The sequence below is a fragment of the Stenotrophomonas sp. ZAC14D2_NAIMI4_6 genome (assembly GCF_003086875.1).
Taxonomy (GTDB): Bacteria; Pseudomonadota; Gammaproteobacteria; order Xanthomonadales; family Xanthomonadaceae; genus Stenotrophomonas.
Genome location: NZ_CP025996.1, coordinates 1,220,566 through 1,239,386, shown reverse-complemented (window position 1 = coordinate 1,239,386; position 18,821 = coordinate 1,220,566). Strand labels below are relative to the sequence as shown.

Here is an 18,821-nt window from a genome sequence, read left to right as displayed (position 1 = left end):
TCCGGCCGGGTCGGCCGACGAACGGCACTTGCGATGTGATATCAATTTGATATCGTTCAATCGAACCCTCAAGGACGTACTGCCATGAAAGAGAAGTCGCTTTCCTCCCTCAACGGTCTGGGCACGCTGGCCGTCTCGCTGCTGGCCGCGCTGGCCGGTGGCGCGCTGTTCGTGCTGGGGGTGGCAGCCAAAGCCAGCACCGGCGCACCGAACCTGCTGATGATGCTGGGCGGCCTGCTGTTGGTCGTCGCCGCGGTGCTGGTGCTGGCCGGCCTGTACACGGTGCAGCCCAACCAGGCGGCGGTGCTGAGCCTGTTCGGCAAGTACGTGGGCACGGTGAAGGACAACGGCCTGCGCTGGAACAACCCCTTCTATTCCAAGCGCCGGGTCAGCCAGCGCGTGCGCAACTTCGAAAGCGGCAAGCTGAAGGTGAACGAGCTTGATGGCAGCCCGATCGAGATCGCCGCGGTGATCGTCTGGCAGGTGGTCGATGCCTCCGAAGCGGTCTACAACGTGGATGACTACGAAAGCTTCGTGCATATCCAGTCCGAATCGGCGCTGCGCGCGATGGCCACCAGCTATCCCTACGACCAGCACGAGGACGGCCAGCTGGCCCTGCGCAGCCACGCCAGCGAGATTTCCCAGCACCTGAAGAACGAACTGGCCGAACGCCTGGCCGACGCCGGCGTGCAGGTGCTGGATGCACGCATCAGCCACCTGGCCTACGCCGCCGAAATCGCCCAGGCCATGCTGCAGCGCCAGCAGGCCAATGCGGTGATCGCTGCGCGCACGCGCATCGTGGCCGGTGCGGTGGGCATGGTGGAAATGGCCCTGGCCGAACTGCAGAAGAACGGCGTGGTGCAGCTGGACGAGGAACGCAAGGCGCACATGGTCAGCAACCTGCTGACCGTGCTGTGCTCGGACCGCGGCACCCAGCCGATCGTCAACGCCGGTTCGCTGTACTGAGCCACCCTCGCAACGGGGCGCCACCGCGCCCCGCCAGGAGTTCGCATGAGTGAGAAGAAAGCCTATCCGCTGCGCATCAACGCCGACGTGCTGGCTGCGGCGCAACGCTGGGCTGACGACGAGCTGCGCAGCTTGAATGCCCAGATCGAATACGTGCTGCGCGACGCCCTGCGCAAGGCAGGGCGCCTGCCAAAACCCACGCCATCACCCGAGGACAAGGAATGAGCAAGCGCTGGAGCTACCAGACCATTGAAGTGAAGACATCGCTGATGGGCGTGCTGAAGGCCGAGGACATCCAGAACGAACTGACCCGGCAGGGGCTGCTGGGCTGGGAACTGGTGAACGTGATCATTCCCGCGCCGATGCGCCCGGCCATGCTGGTCTTCAAGAAGGAAATCTGACCATGCGCGCCGCGCAAGGGAGCACCGCAATGAATGGCAGCGACCCGCGTTCGTTCGATATTGCCGGGAGTTCGCCACTGCGCGTGCTGTGGATCCTGCTGCCGCTGCTGGTCGTGTTCGCGCTGTGCGTGTGGGCCGAACTGAAGCACGCGCCGGCCGCTGCGCCGTGGATGGAGATCACCCTGGCGCCGCCGTTCTTCCGCCTGTGGGGCAGCGCGGCATGGAGCCTGGCCGTGCTGGTGCTGATCGGCGTAGGCCTGGGCATGGCGTTCTTCCGCCGCCGGGTGGTGATCGATGGCAATGTGCTGGACGTGCGCTCCACGCTGTACCGGCGCCGCACCCCGGTGGCGCAGCTGCAGCTGGAGCAGGCCGAGGTGGTGGACCTGGGCCGCGACCGCCGCTACCGCCTGCGCTACAAGACCAATGGCTATTCAATGCCGGGCTTCTATTCGGGCCACTTCCGCCTGCAGGGCGGCAACAAGGGGTTTGCCCTGGTCACCGACCGCCAGCGCACACTGGTGATTCCGGTGCGCGGCGGCAGCACCCTGCTGCTCAGCCTGGAGCGGCCGCAGGCGCTGCTGGACGCGCTGCAGAAGGTGGCCGCCACCGCGCCACGGCAGTAAGCTGCGGGCATGCACCGTCGCGCCCCCCTGCTGATCAACACCGAGGCCTTGGAACTGTGGCCGGCTGCCCTGCTGCGCGCGCGCAGCAACCTGGATGCGCGCCTGCTGGCCCGCGCGCAATGGGTGCTGCGGCGCAAGCAGGATGGCCGCTACCTGGCCGTGGTGCTGGACCACGGTGTGCACTCACTGGTAGCGCGGCTGCCGCGCGAGCCTGGCGTGGAAGCGGCCCTGGCGCTGCTGGAACAGGCCCGCGCCCGCCCCTTCGCCGCAACGCTGGAAGACCACTGGCTGCCGCTGGCAGGCCTGCAACAGCGCCTGCAGCAGCTGGGCCTGGATGCGGATGCCTATGCGCAGGACAGCGGATTGCCGCTGGAAGCCGAGCCCTGCCTGCTGCACTTCGCCGGACGCGACCGTTTCGGCCGCCCGCTGTGGCTGCGCCGCGCCGCCGCGCAGGGCTGGCGCCGCATGCGCCTGCACGCCGCGCGCGACGGCGTGGCCCTGGATGCGATTTCCGGCTTCCGCAGCCACGCGTACCAGCTGGGTATTTTCGAACGCAAGCGCGCGCGCGGGCTGAGCGTGGCCGAGATCCTGAAGGTCAATGCCGCGCCGGGCTTCAGCGAACACCACCGCGGCGATGCGCTGGATATCGGCACGCCGGGCGATGCGCCGGCGGAAGAAACCTTTGAAGCCACCGAGGCGTTTGCCTGGCTGCAGGCGCACGCCGGTGGCCACGGGTTCCGGTTGAGCTATCCGCGCGACAACCCGCATGGGATCGTCTACGAGCCGTGGCACTGGTGCTGGGCACCGGCCAACGACTGAGGTAGAGCCGAGCCATGCTCGGCTGGTTTTGCCGAAGTCGAGCAAGGCTCGACTCTACAAATGCGCTCTTCGAAGTCGAGCATGGCTCGACTCTACAAATGCGCTCTCCAAGTCGAGCATGGCTCGACTCTACAAATGTGCTCTTCGAAGTCGAGCATGGCTCGACTCTACAGATGCGCGCTGCGGTGCTACCTCAGCGGCGCAGCGCGTTGATCGCCAGCAGCACCCAGGCGGCCATCAAGGTGGTGCCGCCCACTGGCGCCAGCCGGGTCGGCCACTGCCACAGCGCGCCGCCCACCAGGCTGCCGGAAAACAGCAGCACGCCCAGCAGCAGCAGGTACAGGCCCAGGTGCGCGATCGCGCCCTGCGCACGCGGGCCCAGTGCCAGCAGCACCGCGCCGTGGGCGAAGGCGTACAGCGCCGCCATGTTCAGGTGCTGCTGCGCCAGCGGATCGGCCAAGCCGTGGGCGGCATAGGCCGACAGGCCGATTGATGCTGCCGCAAGCAATGCGCCCAGGCAGGCCAGCAGTGAAGGTTTACGCGCACGACGTTCGGCAGTGAACATGGTCTTTCCTTGCGCAGGGCCCCGACCACGGGGCACAGATGAAAAAAAACGCGCCGCAGGAAGCGGCGCGTTTTCGTGTCCAACACTACATGGGTCAGCCGAGGCTTACTTGACGGCCCAGTAGATGTCGTAGGTACCTTCCGGGGTGAACGACTTGTCCACGCCATCCTTCCAGGACTCGTACGGACGGTCGATCACTTCCGAACCGTTGGTCACGGCCCAGGCACGCAGTGCGTTGCGGGCGATGTCCAGGCCAGCCATGTGGCCGGTGTAGGCCGCGTGGGCCGAACGGTGCGGGGCAACGCGGACGTACTTCACCGGAGCGCCGCCGTCGATCTTGACGGACAGTTCTTCGGCAGCCGCGCCTTCAGCGCCCTTCTTCTTCACCGGCTGGGCGATGTCGAAGGCGTACTTCTCAGCACCGAAATCGGTGGTGATGATGCGGAACGGGCCGGCGGCTTCAAGGCCATTGGCCTCCATCACGCGCTTGATCCATTCCTGGTTGTCCTTGATGGACTTGGTGATGGTGTCCTGGCCGCGATCGACGTTACCGGCATTGACGACCAGCAGGTCTTCGGCCGGCACGTCCACGATGGCCAGATCGGTCAGCGGGGCTTCGGCGGTGCGGTAGTCAACGTTCGGCACGGTGGCCAGCATGTTGGCCATGCGCGACAGACCCATCTTGATGTCGTCGCCGATCTGGCGGCTGACATACAGGCCGGCGTAACGGCCGAACAGGTCGAAGCCGTACTTCACCGAGTAGTCCTGGGTGATCTTGACGTTACGACCGCCCTTGCCGGTCGGCTCCAGGGTGAAGGTGGTGACCTTGTCGTGGCCCTTGGTCGGGTCTTCGACGGCGATCACAACGCGCTTGTTTTCTTCCGATTCGGTGATCTTCCAGGAACCGTTACCCAGGTCCTTGGAGGCGAAATCGAGGGTGGCACCCACGCCCGAGGCCGGGCCGGACAGCTTCAGGTCAACGGCGGGATCGCGCAGTACCAGCGGGTTCCAGTCCTTGAAGCGGCGCAGGCTGTTGACCGTGTCGTACACGATCGTCATCTTGCGGTTGGTCTCGATGCTTTCGGTGATGTGACGCTCGCCCGGCAGACATACGCCAATGATGACGAACAGGCCAGCCACGATCCCCAAGGCGATCAGGAACTCGATAATACGGGTCATTCAGAGAGTCTCCGGGGCCGATCCCACGGCCGGGTTGATTGAAGCGAAGCGCCAATCCTAGCAGGCTTCGCAGGCATTGTTTATCGGATTGGCGCACCGGTTTCCGTGCCGGCTGCGTATTTGTATGGACAAAGATTTTGAAGGGTAACGCATCTGGGGCCCCGGCAAGTAGGGGGGCACCCTGCCCCGGGCCTGAAAACACGACCCAAGCCCTTGTCCTGAAAGGATTTTAATCAAACCAACTGGAGTTCGAACGCCTTCAGCACCGCGCGGGTGCGGTCGCGCACGCCCAGCTTGGACAGGATGTTCGAGACGTGGTTCTTGATGGTGCCCTCGGCCACGCCCAGCGAATTGGCGATTTCCTTGTTGGAGAAACCGCTGGCCATCAGCCGCAGGATCTCCGTCTCACGGTCGGTGAGCGGGTCCGGCCGGTCCAGGCTGACGAAATCGTTGCGCATGTGCTCCAGCCCGGACAGCAGGCGCTGGGTCACCGCCGGCTGCACCAGCGAGCCGCCGTCGGCCACGGTACGAATGGCCCCCACCAGCTGTTCCAGGGTCACATCCTTCAGCAGATAGCCCTTGGCGCCGGCCTTCAGCCCGGCCAGCACCAGCTGGTCATCGTCGAAGGTGGTCAGGATGATGGTCGGCGGCAGCTGTTCCTGCCGCGACAGCACCTGCAGGGCTTCCAGGCCGGACATCACCGGCATGCGCATGTCCATCAGCACCACGTCCGGGCGCACCTGCGGCACCAGCTCGACCGCCTGCCGGCCGTCGGCCGCCTCGGCCACCACTTCAATGCCATCGTCGAGCGCCAGCAGGGAGCGGATTCCCTGCCGCACCAGGGTTTGGTCATCGACCAGGCAGACGCGAATCATCACCGTACTCCTTCAGGAACCTGGGTAAGTGCGGCCAGCACCGTGGCCGGTACCGTGGCGCGCAGGCGGAAGCCGTCGCCAGGGCGGGTCTCCACCTGCAGCTGGCCCCCACATTGTTGCAGGCGCTCGCGCATGCCGCGCAAGCCATTGCCTGCATTGACCATTTCCGCCCCGACGCCGTCGTCGCGGGCCTCCACCACCACCTGTCCCGGCACTTCGCGGTAGACCCGGATCCACAGGTGGCGGGCATGGGCGTGGCGCACCGTGTTGGTGATGATTTCCTGGGTGCAGCGCAGCAGCACGTGGGCCCGCTGCGGGTCCTCCACGTTCAGCGGCTCCTCCACCTCCAGCTGGATGTCCAGCGAGGGCACGTTCTCGGTCAGCGGGCGCAGTGCCGCGGCCAGGTCGATCGCACCGGTCTCGCGCAGCTGGCTGACCACTTCGCGCACGTTGCCCAGCAGCAGCTTGGCCAGGGTGTGCGAGCGCTTCACGTGTTCCAGCGCCTTGCCTTCGGCCAGGTGGCCGGCCACTTCCAGGTTCAGGGTGAGCGCGGTCAGCTGGTGGCCCAGCACGTCGTGCAGTTCGCGGGAAATGCGCGTGCGCTCGTTCACCCGCGCGCTTTCGGCCAGCAGGGCGCGGGTGGCGCGCAGTTCGGCATTCAGGCGGCGCTGCTCGTCGCGCGCTTCGGCCTGGCGCCGCGCCACCAGCGCGATGACGAACACGAAGCTGGAAAAGCCCATGTACCCCATCGCCTGCAGCACGGCGATGACCGGTGGGAAGCCCAGCGGCTTGATATAGACCGGCAGCACGGCCAGGTTGCTGGCCACCAGCCAGACCACGCCGATGCGCGGGCCCAGCAGCCAGGGCAGCAGCCCGGCCACCACCATCAGCAGGATGCTGCCCAGCGCGGTGCCAGAGAAATAGCTGACGCCGATGGCGCAGGCGGTGAGCAGGATCAGCGCGGCATGGTCGAAGAAGCCGGGCCCACTTTCGCCCAGGTCGCGGGTCAGGCCCCAGTACACCACGCCGAAGGCCAGGTAGGCCGAGGCCCACGGAATGACCCGGTAGCCGGCTTCGCCATCGAGGCTTTCCAGGGTAAGCGAGACCGGATCGATCAGGTAGATCGCCAGCCATAGGCCAACGGTGCCCCAGGTGAACAACCCGGAGTAGCGCAGCATCGCATTGTGGTTCAGTCGGGCCAGCATGGCCCATCGTAGCCTGTGCGCGGCCTGCCCCAAGGGCATAAAGTCATGCTTGCCCCTGCCCCCTGTTCATGCCGCAGCCCACCCCGGGCATGCAATAATCGTGCGCAGGGTCCGTTCGCAGGACCAACCGCGTTACCCCACGGAGTCACAATGTCGATTGTCATCCGCGACGTGCGCGAGCACGAGCTCGATTCCGTCCTGGCGTTGAACAACAATGCTGGCCTGGCCATCCTTCCGCTGGATGCGGCCCGGCTGCACCTGTTCTACGAAACCGCTGAATATTTCCGCGTCGCCGAGCGCGACGGCAACCTGGCCGGCTTCCTGATCGGCTTCGGCAGCGACAGCCAGCACGACAGCAGCAATTTCGCCTGGTTCAAGCAGCAGCTGGACACCCCCTTCTTCTATATCGACCGCATCGTGGTCGCCAGCCGCCGCCGCGGCGGTGGCGTCGGCCGTGCGTTCTATGCCGATGCGCAGAGCTTTGCCGAACTGCGCTACCCGCAGATGACCTGCGAAGTGTTCCTGGACCACGGCGCCGATGCCGCCCTGCTCTTCCACGGCAGCTTCGGCTTCCGCGAGCTGGGCCAGAACACCATGCCGCACGTGGATGTGCGCGCCAGCATGCTGGCCAAGGAACTGTGCAGCTACCCCTGGGTGCAGGACACCTACGGCGGCAAGCTGCCCGATGTAGCGTGGGCGCGCGACCGGCAGCTGCCGGCGCAGGCACAGCGGCCGACGGGGACCTGAGCGTGGCGGTGAATTTTGATTACGAACAGGCCGGTGAACTGAAGATCGGCCAGGTGGGCATTGCCAACCTGCGCATCCGTACCCTTGATGTCGAACGCCTCGTGCAGGAAATGCAGGAGCGGGTGACCCGTGCGCCGAAGCTGTTCGGCCGCGCCGCGGTCATCCTCGATTTCGGCGGCCTGAGCCAGGTGCCGGACGTGGCCACCGCGCAGGCGCTGGTGGATGGCCTGCGCAGCGCCGGCGTGCTGCCGGTGGCGCTGGCCTACGGCACCACGGCCATCGATCTGCTGTCGCAGCAGCTGGGCCTGCCGCTGCTGGCCAAGTTCCGCGCGCAGTACGAACGCGCCGAGGCCGAGCCGGCCCCGCCGCCGCCGCCGACCGAACCACGCCGCACCGCCAAGGCCGAAGCCAAGCCCGCCCCGGCCGCGCCGGTGGGCAAGGCCGCCGACGCCGCCGCGCCGCAGCCGGGCCGCATGCAGCTGGGCAACGTGCGTTCGGGCCAGCAGCTGTACGCGGAAAACTGCGACCTGACCGTGATGGCCACCGTTGGCGCAGGCGCCGAGGTGATCGCCGACGGCAGCATCCATATCTACGGTACCCTGCGCGGCCGCGCGCTGGCAGGGGCCCAGGGCAACACCGCGGCACGCATCTTCTGCCGCGATTTCCATGCAGAACTGGTCGCCATTGCGGGCCATTACAAGGTACTGGACGATGTGCCGGACAACCTGCGCGGCAAGGCCGTGCAGGTGTGGCTGGAACAGGACCAGATCAAGATCGCTGCGCTGGACTGACGCAGCACCCAAACAGAATCATCAGGAGAAGTCCTTTGGCTGAAATCATCGTAGTCACCTCCGGCAAGGGCGGCGTCGGCAAGACCACTTCCAGCGCGAGCCTGGCCTGCGGCCTGGCACGGCGCGGCAAGAAGGTGGCCGTGATCGACTTCGACGTCGGCCTGCGCAACCTCGACCTGATCATGGGTTGCGAACGCCGCGTGGTGTACGACTTCGTGAACGTCGTGCACGGCGAAGCCACCCTGAAGCAGGCCCTGATCAAGGACAAGCGCTTTGACAACCTGTACGTGCTGGCCGCTTCGCAGACCCGCGACAAGGATGCGCTGACCCAGGAAGGCGTGGGCAAGGTGCTGAAGGACCTGGCCGCCGACGGCTTCGACTACATCATCTGCGACTCGCCGGCGGGCATCGAAAAGGGCGCGTTCCTGGCCATGTACTTCGCCGACCGCGCGGTGGTGGTGGTGAACCCGGAAGTGTCCTCGGTGCGCGACTCCGACCGCATCATCGGCCTGCTGGATTCGAAGACCCACAAGGCCGAATCGGGCCAGAACGTGCCGGCCTTCCTGCTGCTGACCCGCTACACCCCGGTGCGCGTGGAAAGCGGCGAAATGCTCAGCATTGCCGACGTGGAAGAAGTGCTGGGGCTGAAGGCCATTGGCGTGATCCCCGAATCGGGCGACGTGCTCAACGCATCCAACAAGGGTGAACCGGTGATCCTGGATGTCGAATCCGCCGCCGGCCAGGCCTACGACGATGCCGTCGCGCGCATCCTGGGCGAAGAACGCCCGATGCGCTTCACCAGCGTCGAGAAGAAGGGCTTCTTCAGCAAGCTGTTCGGAGGGTAAGCATGGGCCTGTTTGATTTCCTCAAAGCGAAGAAGACCACCGCCGAAACCGCCAAGAACCGCCTGCAGATCATCATCGCGCAGGAACGCAGCCACCGCGGTGGCCCGGACTACCTGCCGCTGCTGCAGCGCGAGCTGCTGGAAGTGATCAAGAAGTACGTGAACATCGACGTCGATGCGGTGAAGGTCGACCTGGTGAAGGATGGCCAGCACGACGTGCTGGATATTTCCGTGGCGCTGCCTGAAGGCCCGGACAAGCCCTGACCCCCTGCCCCGCCCGTGCCTGCATGGGCGGGGCTGTGTGACCCCGCATGACCGACACTACACCCGAACCGAACGTGACCCGCGTTGGCGACATCGCCTTCGCCGATGCGCAGCAGCTGCTGTCCGCGCATGGCCTGCGGCTGCACCACGTGCCCGCCGGCGAAGCCATTCCTGGCAGCTACTGGGGTGAACCCGAGGCCGGCATCATCGCCAGCAACGTGTATGTGCGCGACGACACGCCGGTGCACTCGATGCTGCACGAGGCCTGCCACCTGATCGTGCTGCCGCCGGAACGGCGTGCGCAGGTGCACACCGACGCCACCGATTCGGTACCCGAGGAAGATGCCACCTGCTACCTGCAGATCGTGCTGGCCGGGCAGCTGCCCGGCGTGGGCAGCGCGCAGCTGATGGCCGACATGGATGCGTGGGGGTATACGTACCGGTTGGGGTCGACCAAGGCGTGGTTCGAGCAGGATGCCGAGGACGCACGGGCGTGGTTGATCGAACGCGGGTTGCTGCAGGCGTAAAGCCGCAGGTGCGGTCGGCCATGGGCGCGTGGCGACGCGCCGAACCTTGCGGCGCCCCTCTTTTCACTCGGCGCGGTTCGAGCAGGACGCCGAAGACGCGAAAGCGTGGTTGATCGAACGCGGCTTGCCGGTGGCCTAAGTCACCGGAGGGTGCCCGCCGTTGGTAGGTGCGGACCTTGGTCCGCACCCTCCACGCATGGCGTGGATCTACTACGTGGCCAGCGCGCGCAGGGTGATGCCGACCACATAGGCCAGATAGGTGCCGGTGGCATAACCCATCGTGCCCAGCAGCACGCCCACCGGCGCCAGTGCCGGATGGAACGCGGCCGCCACCACCGGTGCCGAGGCCGGGCCGCCGATGTTCGACTGCGAACCGATGGCGAAGTAGAAGAACGGCACCTTCAGCAGCTTGCCCAGGCACCACAGCAGGCCGATGTGCACGGCGATCCAGATCAGCCCCAGCAGGAACAGCCACGGGCGGTCCAGCAGCGCCAGCAGATCCATCTGCATGCCGATGCAGGCAATCAGGAAGTACAGCAGCAGCGAGCCCAGACGCGAGGCGCCAGCGCCTTCCAGCGTGCGCGCACGGGTGAAGCTGAGCCCCAGGCCCAGCGTGGTGGACAGCACCACCACCCACACGAACGGCGCATCAAGGCTGAACTGTGCGGCCCAGCTGACGTTGGCCTTGAACCAGGCCGCCAACGGCGCGCCGATGGCATGGGCCAGGCCCACGCCACCGAACGCCACCGCCACGATCAGCATCAGGTCGGTCAGGCTGGGAATGCGCTCGTGCTCGGCCTGGAAGCGTGCGATGCGCTCCTTCAGTTCATCGATGGCCGAGGTATCGGCGCCACTGCGCGCATCGATCTTCGCCGCGCGCCCGGCCAGGAAGATCAGCGCGGCCATCCACACATAACCCACGCCTACATCGACCACCGCGAACTGGCCGAAGGTGGTGGCGTTGACGTCGAACACCTCACGCATCGCCAGCATGTTGGCGCCGCCGCCAATCCAGCTGCCCGCCAATGCGGCCATGCCGGCCCAGGTATCGCCGGCCACGGTGTCCGGATGGATCGCACGCATCACCAGGAAGGCCACCACCGCGCCGAGCATGATGCTGGCCGAGGCGCCCAGGTACATCAGCACCAGCTTCGGGCCCAGCCGCAGGATGCCCTTGATGTCCACCGCCAGGGTAAGCAGGATCAGCGCGGCCGGCAGCAGGATGTCGCGCGCCACCGGGTTGTAGAGCTTGGTGTTCTGCCCGTCGATCAGGCCGACGGTGTTGTAGATGCCCGGCAGCAGATAGCACAGCAGCAGGGCCGGCACGAAGGTGTAGAAGCGCTTCCACAGGCCCTGCTCGCGCGAGGCGGTCCAGAACACGGCGCCGAGGGTGGCGGCGATCAAACCGAAGACGACGATGTCGTTCTGGATCATGGCAGTCGAAGGCATGCACGCGCTCATGTAGAGCCGAGCCATGCTCGGCTGCGGTTGGCGGAAAAGGAGGCACAGAGCAGCCGAGCATGGCTCGGCTCTACAGGAAGCCGGGCGCCGCCACGAGGGCGGCGCCGGTAACGCTTACTCGCCGATGTGCTGCTTCAGCCAGGCGTTGACGGTGTCATGCCACAGGATGCTGTTGGCCGGCTTCAGCACCCAGTGGTTCTCGTCCGGGAAGTACAGGAACTTCGATTCGATGCCCTGGCGCTGGGCGGCGGTGAACGCGGCCAGGCCCTGTTCGACCGGAATGCGGAAGTCCTGCTGGCCGTGGATGACCAGGATCGGCTTCTTCCAGTCAGCCACGTGGTTGACCGGGTTGAACTTCTCGTAGTTGGCCGCCTTCTGGTACGGGGTACCGCCCTGCTCCCATTCGGTGAACCACAGTTCTTCGGTGGCATAGCCCATCATGCGCTGGTCGAACACACCGTCGTGGTTCACCAGGCACTTGAACGGGCCGTTCCAGTTGCCGGCGATCCAGTTGACCATGAAGCCGCCGTAGCTGGCGCCCAGCGCACAGGCCTTGTCACCGTTGAGGAAGGAATACTTCTTCAGCGCCGCGTCCCAGCCCTTCTGCAGATCTTCCAGCGGGCGGTCGCCCCAGTGCTGGCTGATCGCATCGGTGAAGGCCTGGCCGTAACCGGTGGAACCGTGGAAGTCGATCATGACCACCGCGTAGCCCTGGCCGGTGTAGGTCTGCGGGTTCCAGCGGTAGCTCCAGCCGTTGCCGAAGCTGCCCTGCGGGCCGCCGTGGATCAGGAACGCAACCGGGTAGGACTTGCCTTCCTGGTAGTTGTGCGGCTTGACCACGTAGCCGTGCACGGTGTCGTTGTTCCAGCCCTTGAACTCGAACTGTTCGTAGTCGCCGAAGCTGACGTCCTTCAGCACTTCACCGGCAGCCGGGGTCAGCGCGCGCAGCGGGCCCATGGCTTCGCCGGCCGCCGGCAGCAGGCCGACCAGCACCTGGTCGTTGCTCTTCAGGCTGTTGCGGGTGATGGCCACGCTGTTGCCGGCCACGCTGACCGAAGACACGGTGCCATCGCCGATGACCTTGGTGGCCTTGCCGCTGGCCACGTCGATCTGGAACAGCGGGTGTTCGCCCAGGTCGTCGGTGGTGGTGTAGATGCTGGCGCCATCGGCGGACAGGGTGATCTCACCGGCCGAGCGGTCCCACTGCGGGGCGATTTCGCGGGTCTTGCCGCTGGCCAGGTCCATCGCCATCAGGCCGAAGCGGTCGGCTTCGAAGCCCGGGCGCTTCATGGCGCGGTAGAACAGGGTCTTGCCGTCGGCGCTGAACACCGGGCCGGCATCCCAGGCCGGGTTCGACGCGGTCAGGTTCACCGGCGCCTGCTTGCCGGCGGCATCGAAGCGGTACAGGTCGAAGTTGGTCGACCACGGTTCCTGCTTGCCGGCCACGCGGATGCTGGCGACCACGCTGCCGCCATCGGGCGACCAGGTGAAATCATCATTGCCGCCGAACGGCTTGGACGGTGCGTCGCCATCGATGGTGGCGCTCAGCGCCGAGGCGCCCTTCACCGGGCCACCCTTGGCAACCGGCAGCGGGGCCACGAACAGGGTGTTGCGGCGGCCGTCGTTCCAGGTGTCCCAATGGCGCACGAACAGCGAATCGAAGACCTTGCCGCTGGCCTTGGCGCCGGCCACGTCCTTCAGCTTCTTTTCGGTGCAGGCCAGGTCGGAGGCGCAGGCCTGGAACACGCCAGCGCTGAACAGCACGCGGTCGTCCTGCGGCGAGACGTGGTAGCTGTCCACGTCCACCGGGAAGTCGGTCAGCTGGCGCGGGGTGCCGCCGCTGATCGGCTGCGCGTACAGCTGCTGGCTGCCGTTCTTGGCGCTGAGGAAATAGACGGTCTGGCCATCAGCCGACAGCGAAGCCGAATTGACGTTCCAGCCAGCCGGAGTGATCTGCTTCGGCGGGGCTGCATCACGCGTGCGCAGGTTGCGTGCGAACAGGGCGGTGCTGGACTTCAGCGCGGCGTCGGTGCTGCGCTTGGCGAACACCACGGTGCTGCCATCGGCGGTCAGGACCGGGGCGGAGACGCGATCCATGGCCACCATGTCGCGGACTTCCAGGCCACGGGCAGCGGCAACGCTGGGCAGGGCGGCCAGCAGGCTCAGTGGCAGCAGGGCATGACGCAGTTTCATCGGGGTCTCCGCAGGACGGCAAAAAACCGATGGTAGGCCCGCGCGGGCGGGGCTGCCAAGGCCATCGGTCATGGCTGCGGGCCAGCGCCGATCCCGCCGCCAGAAACAGCAAACCCCGCCGTAGCGGGGTCTGCGGGGGGCACCGGGGTCGGATCCGATTCCGCGGGAATCGGCTCTGACCCCAGACCCTGCCAGCCGGGGTCAGAGCCCTTCCCTACGGGAAGGGATCCGACCCCTTGGGCGTTACGCCTGTGCGCGCTTGCCGGTGCGGTAGATCAGCAGACCCACCAGGAACAGCACGGCCAGGCCGAACCACTGCGCGGCCGGCAGGTGGAACGGCAGGGCCAGCACGTCGGCACGGCTGCTGACCACGATCGGCACGGCGATGGCGATACCCATCAGCGCCTCACCGGTGATCAGGCCGGCGGCGAACAGCACGCCCGGCTTGTGCACGCGGTCGCGGCCTTCTTCATCATCGCCACGCACCTTGTGGAAGCGCTCGACCAGATAGGCGATCAGGCCGCCCAGGAAGATCGGCACCATCAGTTCCAGCGGCAGGTAGATACCGATGGCGGCGGCCAGCACCGGCACGCGGAAGCGCGAATTGCGCGACTTCAGCCAGCTGTCGAAGGCGATGATGACCGCACCGACCACGGCACCGATGCCGATGAAGGTCCACGGCAGTTCGCCACCGAACAGGCCCTTGGCCACCGACGCCATCAGGTTCGCCTGCGGGGCGGCCAGCGCGTTCGGGTGTAGCTCGGACTTCACGCCGATGCCGTAGGCGGTGGCCAGCAGGTTCAGCACCGGGGCCATGATCAGCGCGCACGAGAACGCACCGATGCCCAGCATCAGCTGCTGCTTCCACGGGGTGGCACCGACGATGTAGCCGGCCTTCAGATCCTGCAGGTTGTCACCGCCCACCGCGGCGGCACAGCACACCACCGCGCCGATCATGATGGCGGCCACCGCACCCAGCGGCGCACCACCGGCGCCGACCGGCTTCAGGCCATCGGCGCCCAGCAGCACCACCAGCACCGCCGAGGCGAACAGGATGGTGGAGATGGTGATGCCCGAGACCGGGTTGTTGGACGAACCGATCAGGCCGGCCAGGTAGGCCGACACCGACACGAACAGGAAGCCGGCGACGATCATGATGATGGTCATCGGAATGGACACGTGCCACTGGCCGACGATGGCCTGGTACAGGGCCAGCAGCGGCAGCACGAAGGCCACCAGGGCGACCAGCATCCACTTCATCGGCAGGTCGCGTTCGGTATGGGCCAGCACCGGGCCGCCACTCTTGCGCGCGGCGGCGAAGCCACTCTTGACGCCGTTCAGCAGCGACTTGCGCAGCGAGATCAGGGTCCAGATGCCGCCGATCAGCATTGCGCCGACGCCCAGGTAACGCATCTTCGCGCCCCAGATGGCGAACGCGGCCTCGGTGGACGAGGCGGTGGCAACCGACGCGGCCAGGGCCGGATCGGTGTTCATGAAGAACGCCTGGTAGATCGGAATGGCGATGTGCCAGGTCAGGATCGAGCCGGACACCACCACGATGCCGACATTCAGGCCGACGATGTAACCCACGCCCAGCAGGGCCGGCGACAGGTTGGTGCCGATGAAGGCAGTGATCTTGGAGCTGCCGACGTAGGCCGAGGTCGACCAGGCATCGGGGATCAGGCGCAGGCCGCTTTCGGCGGCCAGCTTGACGAAGGCGCCGATCACGGCCGACAGGCCCAGGATCTTCAGGCCCGGGCCGGGGTTCTCACCGGCCTTGAGCACTTCGGCCGCGGCCTTGCCTTCCGGGAAGGGCAGCGGGTCTTCGACGATCATCGAACGCCGCAGCGGCACCGAGAACAACACGCCCAGCAGGCCACCCAGACCGGCGATGCCCAGCACCCACCAGTACTTGAAGTCGGGCCAGTAGCCCATGATGACCAGCGCCGGGATGGTGAAGATGACACCAGCGGCGATGGACGAACCGGCCGAGGCGCCGGTCTGCACGATGTTGTTTTCGAGGATGGAACCACCGCCCAGCAGGCGCAGCACGCCCATGGAAATGACCGCGGCGGGAATGGCGGTGGCGATGGTCAGGCCTGCGAACAGACCGAGGTAGGCGTTGGCCGCTGACAGCACCACCGCCAGCACGATGGCCAGGGCCACTGCGCGGAAGGTGAGCTGCTTGGGCGCAGCGTCGTGGTTCATGAAAGCCCCTGCTGGCAAAAAATCCCTTGCACGCTAGCGTTCAGGGGGCGGCAAGTCCAGCGTGCCAAAGGATGGGGGCGCCTGCTGGAGCGTCCGCCACGACCATCGGCCCCGCCAACGGGCCGAACCGGCAAAACCCCGTTGGGACTGACGCAAACGATATGTTATATCCTATCCAATTCGTTTGTTCCCTTTCCCCGCATGGCCTCTTCCCCCTCCCCCCGCCTGGCCTCCATCGACCAGCTGCGCGGCACCGTGATGCTGCTGATGCTGCTGGACCACGTGCGAGAGACCTTTTTCCTGCAGTACCAAGTGAGCGATCCGATGGATGCCGCCACGGTCTCGCCGGCCCTGTTCGCCTGCCGCCTGCTGGCCCACCTGTGCGCCCCGGTATTCGTGCTGCTGACCGGCCTGTCGGCCTGGCTGTACGGCCAGCGCCAGGCCGACCCGCGCCGCGCCACGGCCGCCTTCCTGCTCAAGCGCGGCCTGTTCCTGGTGGTGCTGGAACTGACCCTGGTGAGCTTCGCCTGGACCTTCCAGTTCCCGCCGGACACGCTGTACCTGCAGGTGATCTGGGCGATCGGGCTGAGCATGATCGCGCTGGCCGGCCTGCTGTGGCTGCCGCGCCCTGCCCTGCTGGTGCTGGGCGTGCTGCTGGTGGCCGGCCACAACCTGTTCGATGGGGTGCGGGTGGAAGGCAATGGCGTGCTGGCGGTGCTGTGGAAGGTGCTGCACCAGCGCGACTGGATCGACGCCGGGGTGATGCGCCTGCGCACCTCCTACCCGCTGCTGCCGTGGATCGGGGTGATCGCCCTGGGCTATCTGATGGGGCCCTGGTTCGCCCGCGACCGCGACCCGGCGCAGCGCCAGCGTTGGCTGCTGTGGGCCGGGCTGGGTGCGCTGGCGGCGTTCGCCCTGCTGCGCCTGGCCAACGGCTATGGCGAAGCGCCGTGGCAGTACCAGGACAGCGCGCTGCGCACCTGGATGAGTGTGTTCAACGTGACCAAGTACCCGCCGTCGCTGCAGTTCCTGCTGCTGACCCTGGGCATCGGCCTGCTGTTGCTGCGCCTGTATGAGTGGGCGCCGCTGGCCCGCGCCCTGCAGCCGCTGGCCGACATTGGCGCCGCGCCGATGTTCTTCTACCTGCTGCACCTGTATGTGCTGAAGCTGATGTACCTGGCCGCGCTGGCGATCTGGGGGCCAACCCACGGCAGCCTGTACGCGCTGGATTCGGTGGCCGGCCTGCTGCTGGTGGCCTGTGCGCTGGCGGTGGCGCTGTACCCGGCCACGCGCGCGTTCGGGCGGTTCAAGGCGCGCCGGCGCGATCTGGCGTGGCTGCGCTACCCGGCGCGTGCCTGCGGCACGCGCCTATAATCCGCCGATGAATTCCACCGCGATTGCTTCCGACGACTTCCTGGGCCACCCCAAGGGCGTCTACGTCTGCTTCTTCACCGAAATGTGGGAGCGCTTCTCCTTCTATGGCATGAAGGCGCTGCTGTTGCTGTACCTGACCAAGTACCACCTGTTCGGTGACAAGGCCGGGCTGGACCTGCTGGGCGCCTACGGTGGCCTGGTGTACTGCATTCCGGTATTCGGCGGCATGCTGGCCGACCGCTGGCTGGGCATGCGCCGCGCGGTGCTGTTCGGCGGCATCCTGCTGGTACTGGGCCACCTGGGCATGGCCTTCGAAGGCCACGCGGCGTACCGGGTGAACGGCGAAGTGGTGCGCGACACCTCGGCACTGGCGGTGACCTATCTGTCGCTGGCGCTGATCATCATGGGCGTGGGCTTCCTGAAGCCGAACATTTCCACCATCGTCGGCAAGCTCTACCCCAAGGACGACCCGCGCCGCGATTCGGGCTTCTCGCTGTTCTATGCCGGCATCAACCTGGGCGCGCTGTTCTCGTCGCTGGTCTGCGGTTTCCTGGGCGAGGCTTACGGCTGGAAATACGGCTTCGGCGCGGCCGGCATCGGCATGCTGGCCGGCCTGGCCATGTTCCTGTGGGGGCAGAAGTACCTGCACGGCCACGCCGAGCCGCCGCAGCCGGCGGCATTGAAGCAGAAGGTGCTGGGCCTGCCGCGCGAGTGGCTGATCTACCTGTGCGCGGTGATCGGCGTGCTGCCAGTCGCTTGGCTGATGTGGGCCGCCGGCAACGGCGCCTTCGCGCTGGGCGGTGAAATCAGCCTGGCGCTGATGCTGATGCTGGTGGTGCTGGGCGGCGTGCTGGTCTGGTTCGCCTGGTTCACCGGCAGCAAATGCACGCCGGTGCAGCGCCAGCAGATGATCGCGCTGATGGTGCTGATCTTCATGGCGCTGGTGTTCTTCACGATGTACGAGCAGTCGTACGGGTCGTGGGTCACCTTCACCGACCGGCTGCTGACCAAGGACATCGTGCCGGCGCTGGTGATCACCGATGGCACCCCGCTGCCGTGGTCGATCGTGTCGCTGCTGCTGGCGCCGCTGGGCTTCGTGGTCAGCGCGCGCCTGGCCGAACGGCGCCCGGGTTCCAACGCACCGCGTGCGTTCTTCATTGCCATCGTGGCGCTGATGCTGGTGCTGCTGGTGCGCGACTGCCTGGTGATTCCGCAGACCGCCGGTTCGCTCACCTACCTGGGCGGGTTGTTCCTGGTGCTGCTGGCGCCGGCGTTCGCCGCGCTGTGGACCTGGATGGACCGCCGCGGCTGGGAGCCGGGCAAGCCGGTGAAATCGGCCTGGGGCCTGGTGATCGGTGCGCTGTCGTTCGTGCCGTTGGCGCTGGCCGCGCAGCAGGTGGGCGCCACCGGTGAAATGGCCAGCGTGTGGTGGCTGGTGCTGGCCTACTTCCTGCTGGCCAGCGGTGAGATGTGCCTGTCGCCGGTCGGCCTGTCGGCAGTGACCCAGCTGGCCGTACCGCGGGTGATGAGCCTGATGATGGGCACCTGGTTCCTGGCCACCGCGTTTTCGGAAACGCTGGCCGCGCTGTTCGGCAAGCTGGCGGCGATCGAGGTGCCCGAAGGCGAAGCGCTGGACATGGTGGCCGCCGCCGGAGCCTACGCGCACCTGTTCTGGCTGCTGATGTGGATCGGCCTGGGCTGTGCGGTGGCGGCCTTCGTTGCCGCCCCGCTGCTGAAGCGGATGATGCACGGGGTCAAATGACCCCGTGCACCCGCGCC

The 18,821-nt window shown here is 66.7% G+C and carries 19 protein-coding genes; 12 read left to right on the top strand and 7 right to left on the bottom strand.

Features of this window, described 5'->3' with window-relative positions:
• Positions 1-84 precede the first annotated feature (84 nt).
• From C1933_RS05670 to C1933_RS05655, 5 genes are read left to right on the top strand one after another with little or no spacing between them, the layout of a single operon-like run.
• Positions 85-966: an SPFH domain-containing protein gene (locus tag C1933_RS05670; protein WP_108748929.1), complete on the top strand. Its 882-nt coding sequence runs from the start codon at positions 85-87 to the stop codon at positions 964-966.
• Positions 967-1,011: 45 nt separating this feature from the next.
• On the top strand, positions 1,012-1,191 hold the full coding sequence (locus C1933_RS05665; RefSeq protein WP_100439285.1) for an Arc family DNA binding domain-containing protein: 180 nt from the start codon (positions 1,012-1,014) through the stop codon (positions 1,189-1,191).
• On the top strand, positions 1,188-1,367 hold the full coding sequence (locus tag C1933_RS05660) for a DUF4177 domain-containing protein (protein ID WP_108748928.1): 180 nt from the start codon (positions 1,188-1,190) through the stop codon (positions 1,365-1,367). The genes C1933_RS05665 and C1933_RS05660 overlap by 4 nt, the downstream gene beginning before the upstream one ends.
• A 29-nt stretch (positions 1,368-1,396) precedes the next feature.
• Positions 1,397-1,990 carry a PH domain-containing protein gene (locus tag C1933_RS20215; protein ID WP_199911420.1) on the top strand — a complete coding sequence of 198 codons (594 nt, stop codon included), beginning with the start codon at positions 1,397-1,399 and terminating at the stop codon, positions 1,988-1,990.
• Positions 1,991-1,999: 9 nt separating this feature from the next.
• Positions 2,000-2,809 carry a M15 family metallopeptidase gene (locus C1933_RS05655; RefSeq protein WP_199911419.1) on the top strand — a complete coding sequence of 270 codons (810 nt, stop codon included), beginning with the start codon at positions 2,000-2,002 and terminating at the stop codon, positions 2,807-2,809.
• A 193-nt stretch (positions 2,810-3,002) separates the two neighbouring features.
• Here C1933_RS05655 and C1933_RS05650 read toward each other — a convergent pair whose 3' ends face one another.
• The 4 genes from C1933_RS05650 to C1933_RS05635 form a co-directional block, all read right to left on the bottom strand.
• Complete coding sequence (locus C1933_RS05650) at positions 3,003-3,374, bottom strand: DUF423 domain-containing protein (RefSeq protein ID WP_108752474.1); 372 nt, start codon at positions 3,372-3,374, stop codon at positions 3,003-3,005.
• Between the two features lie 105 nt (positions 3,375-3,479).
• The gene (locus C1933_RS05645) at positions 3,480-4,553 is read right to left on the bottom strand and encodes an SRPBCC family protein (protein ID WP_108752473.1); all 1,074 of its coding nucleotides are present in this window, start codon (positions 4,551-4,553) and stop codon (positions 3,480-3,482) included.
• Positions 4,554-4,786: 233 nt separating this feature from the next.
• The gene (locus tag C1933_RS05640) at positions 4,787-5,428 is read right to left on the bottom strand and encodes a response regulator transcription factor (RefSeq protein WP_108748925.1); all 642 of its coding nucleotides are present in this window, start codon (positions 5,426-5,428) and stop codon (positions 4,787-4,789) included.
• A complete protein-coding gene (locus C1933_RS05635) occupies positions 5,428-6,633 on the bottom strand; it encodes a sensor histidine kinase (RefSeq protein ID WP_108752472.1) in 1,206 nt (401 codons plus the stop codon). Before C1933_RS05635 ends, C1933_RS05640 begins: the two co-directional genes overlap by 1 nt.
• A gap of 150 nt (positions 6,634-6,783) precedes the next feature.
• Between C1933_RS05635 and C1933_RS05630 the strand changes: the two genes are divergently transcribed.
• Genes C1933_RS05630 through C1933_RS05610 form a run of 5 tightly spaced genes read left to right on the top strand, consistent with a single transcriptional unit; the run spans position 6,784 to position 9,806 of the window.
• Entirely contained in the window at positions 6,784-7,380 is a 597-nt protein-coding gene (locus C1933_RS05630; protein ID WP_108748923.1) for a GNAT family N-acetyltransferase, read from the top strand.
• A 2-nt stretch (positions 7,381-7,382) separates the two neighbouring features.
• Positions 7,383-8,171, top strand: coding sequence for a septum site-determining protein MinC (gene minC / locus C1933_RS05625; protein WP_108754751.1), 789 nt, complete (start codon positions 7,383-7,385; stop codon positions 8,169-8,171).
• Between the two features lie 35 nt (positions 8,172-8,206).
• Positions 8,207-9,016 carry a septum site-determining protein MinD gene (gene minD, locus C1933_RS05620; RefSeq protein WP_108748921.1) on the top strand — a complete coding sequence of 270 codons (810 nt, stop codon included), beginning with the start codon at positions 8,207-8,209 and terminating at the stop codon, positions 9,014-9,016.
• A gap of 2 nt (positions 9,017-9,018) precedes the next feature.
• Positions 9,019-9,279, top strand: coding sequence for a cell division topological specificity factor MinE (minE, locus tag C1933_RS05615; RefSeq protein WP_005408532.1), 261 nt, complete (start codon positions 9,019-9,021; stop codon positions 9,277-9,279).
• Positions 9,280-9,326: 47 nt separating this feature from the next.
• Positions 9,327-9,806 (top strand): hypothetical protein, encoded by a 480-nt coding sequence (locus tag C1933_RS05610; RefSeq protein WP_108752471.1) that lies wholly within the window; start codon positions 9,327-9,329, stop codon positions 9,804-9,806.
• A 210-nt stretch (positions 9,807-10,016) separates the two neighbouring features.
• On the opposite strand, the gene C1933_RS05605 is transcribed toward C1933_RS05610, so the two are convergent.
• From C1933_RS05605 to C1933_RS05595, 3 genes are all read right to left on the bottom strand, one after another.
• Positions 10,017-11,255: a DUF819 family protein gene (locus C1933_RS05605; RefSeq protein WP_108752470.1), complete on the bottom strand. Its 1,239-nt coding sequence runs from the start codon at positions 11,253-11,255 to the stop codon at positions 10,017-10,019.
• Between the two features lie 126 nt (positions 11,256-11,381).
• A complete protein-coding gene (locus C1933_RS05600) occupies positions 11,382-13,460 on the bottom strand; it encodes a S9 family peptidase (RefSeq protein WP_108752469.1) in 2,079 nt (692 codons plus the stop codon).
• Between the two features lie 243 nt (positions 13,461-13,703).
• Positions 13,704-15,668 (bottom strand): oligopeptide transporter, OPT family, encoded by a 1,965-nt coding sequence (locus C1933_RS05595; RefSeq protein ID WP_108752468.1) that lies wholly within the window; start codon positions 15,666-15,668, stop codon positions 13,704-13,706.
• Between the two features lie 201 nt (positions 15,669-15,869).
• Between C1933_RS05595 and C1933_RS05590 the strand changes: the two genes are divergently transcribed.
• Both C1933_RS05590 and C1933_RS05585 read left to right on the top strand, forming a co-directional pair.
• On the top strand, positions 15,870-17,042 hold the full coding sequence (locus C1933_RS05590) for a heparan-alpha-glucosaminide N-acetyltransferase domain-containing protein (RefSeq protein ID WP_108752467.1): 1,173 nt from the start codon (positions 15,870-15,872) through the stop codon (positions 17,040-17,042).
• 7 nt (positions 17,043-17,049) lie between these two features.
• Entirely contained in the window at positions 17,050-18,804 is a 1,755-nt protein-coding gene (locus C1933_RS05585) for an oligopeptide:H+ symporter (protein WP_108752466.1), read from the top strand.
• Positions 18,805-18,821 lie beyond the last annotated feature (17 nt).

Excerpts from the sequence above, each read along its gene's own strand:
- C1933_RS05670 (WP_108748929.1), top strand. The coding sequence starts at position 85 with ATGAAAGAGAAGTCGCTTTCCTCCCTCAACGGTCTGGGCACGCTGGCC.
- C1933_RS05665 (WP_100439285.1), top strand. The coding sequence starts at position 1,012 with ATGAGTGAGAAGAAAGCCTATCCGCTGCGCATCAACGCCGACGTGCTG.
- C1933_RS05660 (WP_108748928.1), top strand. The coding sequence starts at position 1,188 with ATGAGCAAGCGCTGGAGCTACCAGACCATTGAAGTGAAGACATCGCTG.
- C1933_RS20215 (WP_199911420.1), top strand. The coding sequence starts at position 1,397 with ATGAATGGCAGCGACCCGCGTTCGTTCGATATTGCCGGGAGTTCGCCA.
- C1933_RS05655 (WP_199911419.1), top strand. The coding sequence starts at position 2,000 with ATGCACCGTCGCGCCCCCCTGCTGATCAACACCGAGGCCTTGGAACTG.
- C1933_RS05650 (WP_108752474.1), bottom strand. The coding sequence starts at position 3,374 with ATGTTCACTGCCGAACGTCGTGCGCGTAAACCTTCACTGCTGGCCTGC.
- C1933_RS05645 (WP_108752473.1), bottom strand. The coding sequence starts at position 4,553 with ATGACCCGTATTATCGAGTTCCTGATCGCCTTGGGGATCGTGGCTGGC.
- C1933_RS05640 (WP_108748925.1), bottom strand. The coding sequence starts at position 5,428 with ATGATTCGCGTCTGCCTGGTCGATGACCAAACCCTGGTGCGGCAGGGA.
- C1933_RS05635 (WP_108752472.1), bottom strand. The coding sequence starts at position 6,633 with ATGCTGGCCCGACTGAACCACAATGCGATGCTGCGCTACTCCGGGTTG.
- C1933_RS05630 (WP_108748923.1), top strand. The coding sequence starts at position 6,784 with ATGTCGATTGTCATCCGCGACGTGCGCGAGCACGAGCTCGATTCCGTC.
- minE (WP_005408532.1), top strand. The coding sequence starts at position 9,019 with ATGGGCCTGTTTGATTTCCTCAAAGCGAAGAAGACCACCGCCGAAACC.
- C1933_RS05610 (WP_108752471.1), top strand. The coding sequence starts at position 9,327 with ATGACCGACACTACACCCGAACCGAACGTGACCCGCGTTGGCGACATC.
- C1933_RS05605 (WP_108752470.1), bottom strand. The coding sequence starts at position 11,255 with ATGCCTTCGACTGCCATGATCCAGAACGACATCGTCGTCTTCGGTTTG.
- C1933_RS05600 (WP_108752469.1), bottom strand. The coding sequence starts at position 13,460 with ATGAAACTGCGTCATGCCCTGCTGCCACTGAGCCTGCTGGCCGCCCTG.
- C1933_RS05595 (WP_108752468.1), bottom strand. The coding sequence starts at position 15,668 with ATGAACCACGACGCTGCGCCCAAGCAGCTCACCTTCCGCGCAGTGGCC.
- C1933_RS05590 (WP_108752467.1), top strand. The coding sequence starts at position 15,870 with ATGGCCTCTTCCCCCTCCCCCCGCCTGGCCTCCATCGACCAGCTGCGC.
- C1933_RS05585 (WP_108752466.1), top strand. The coding sequence starts at position 17,050 with ATGAATTCCACCGCGATTGCTTCCGACGACTTCCTGGGCCACCCCAAG.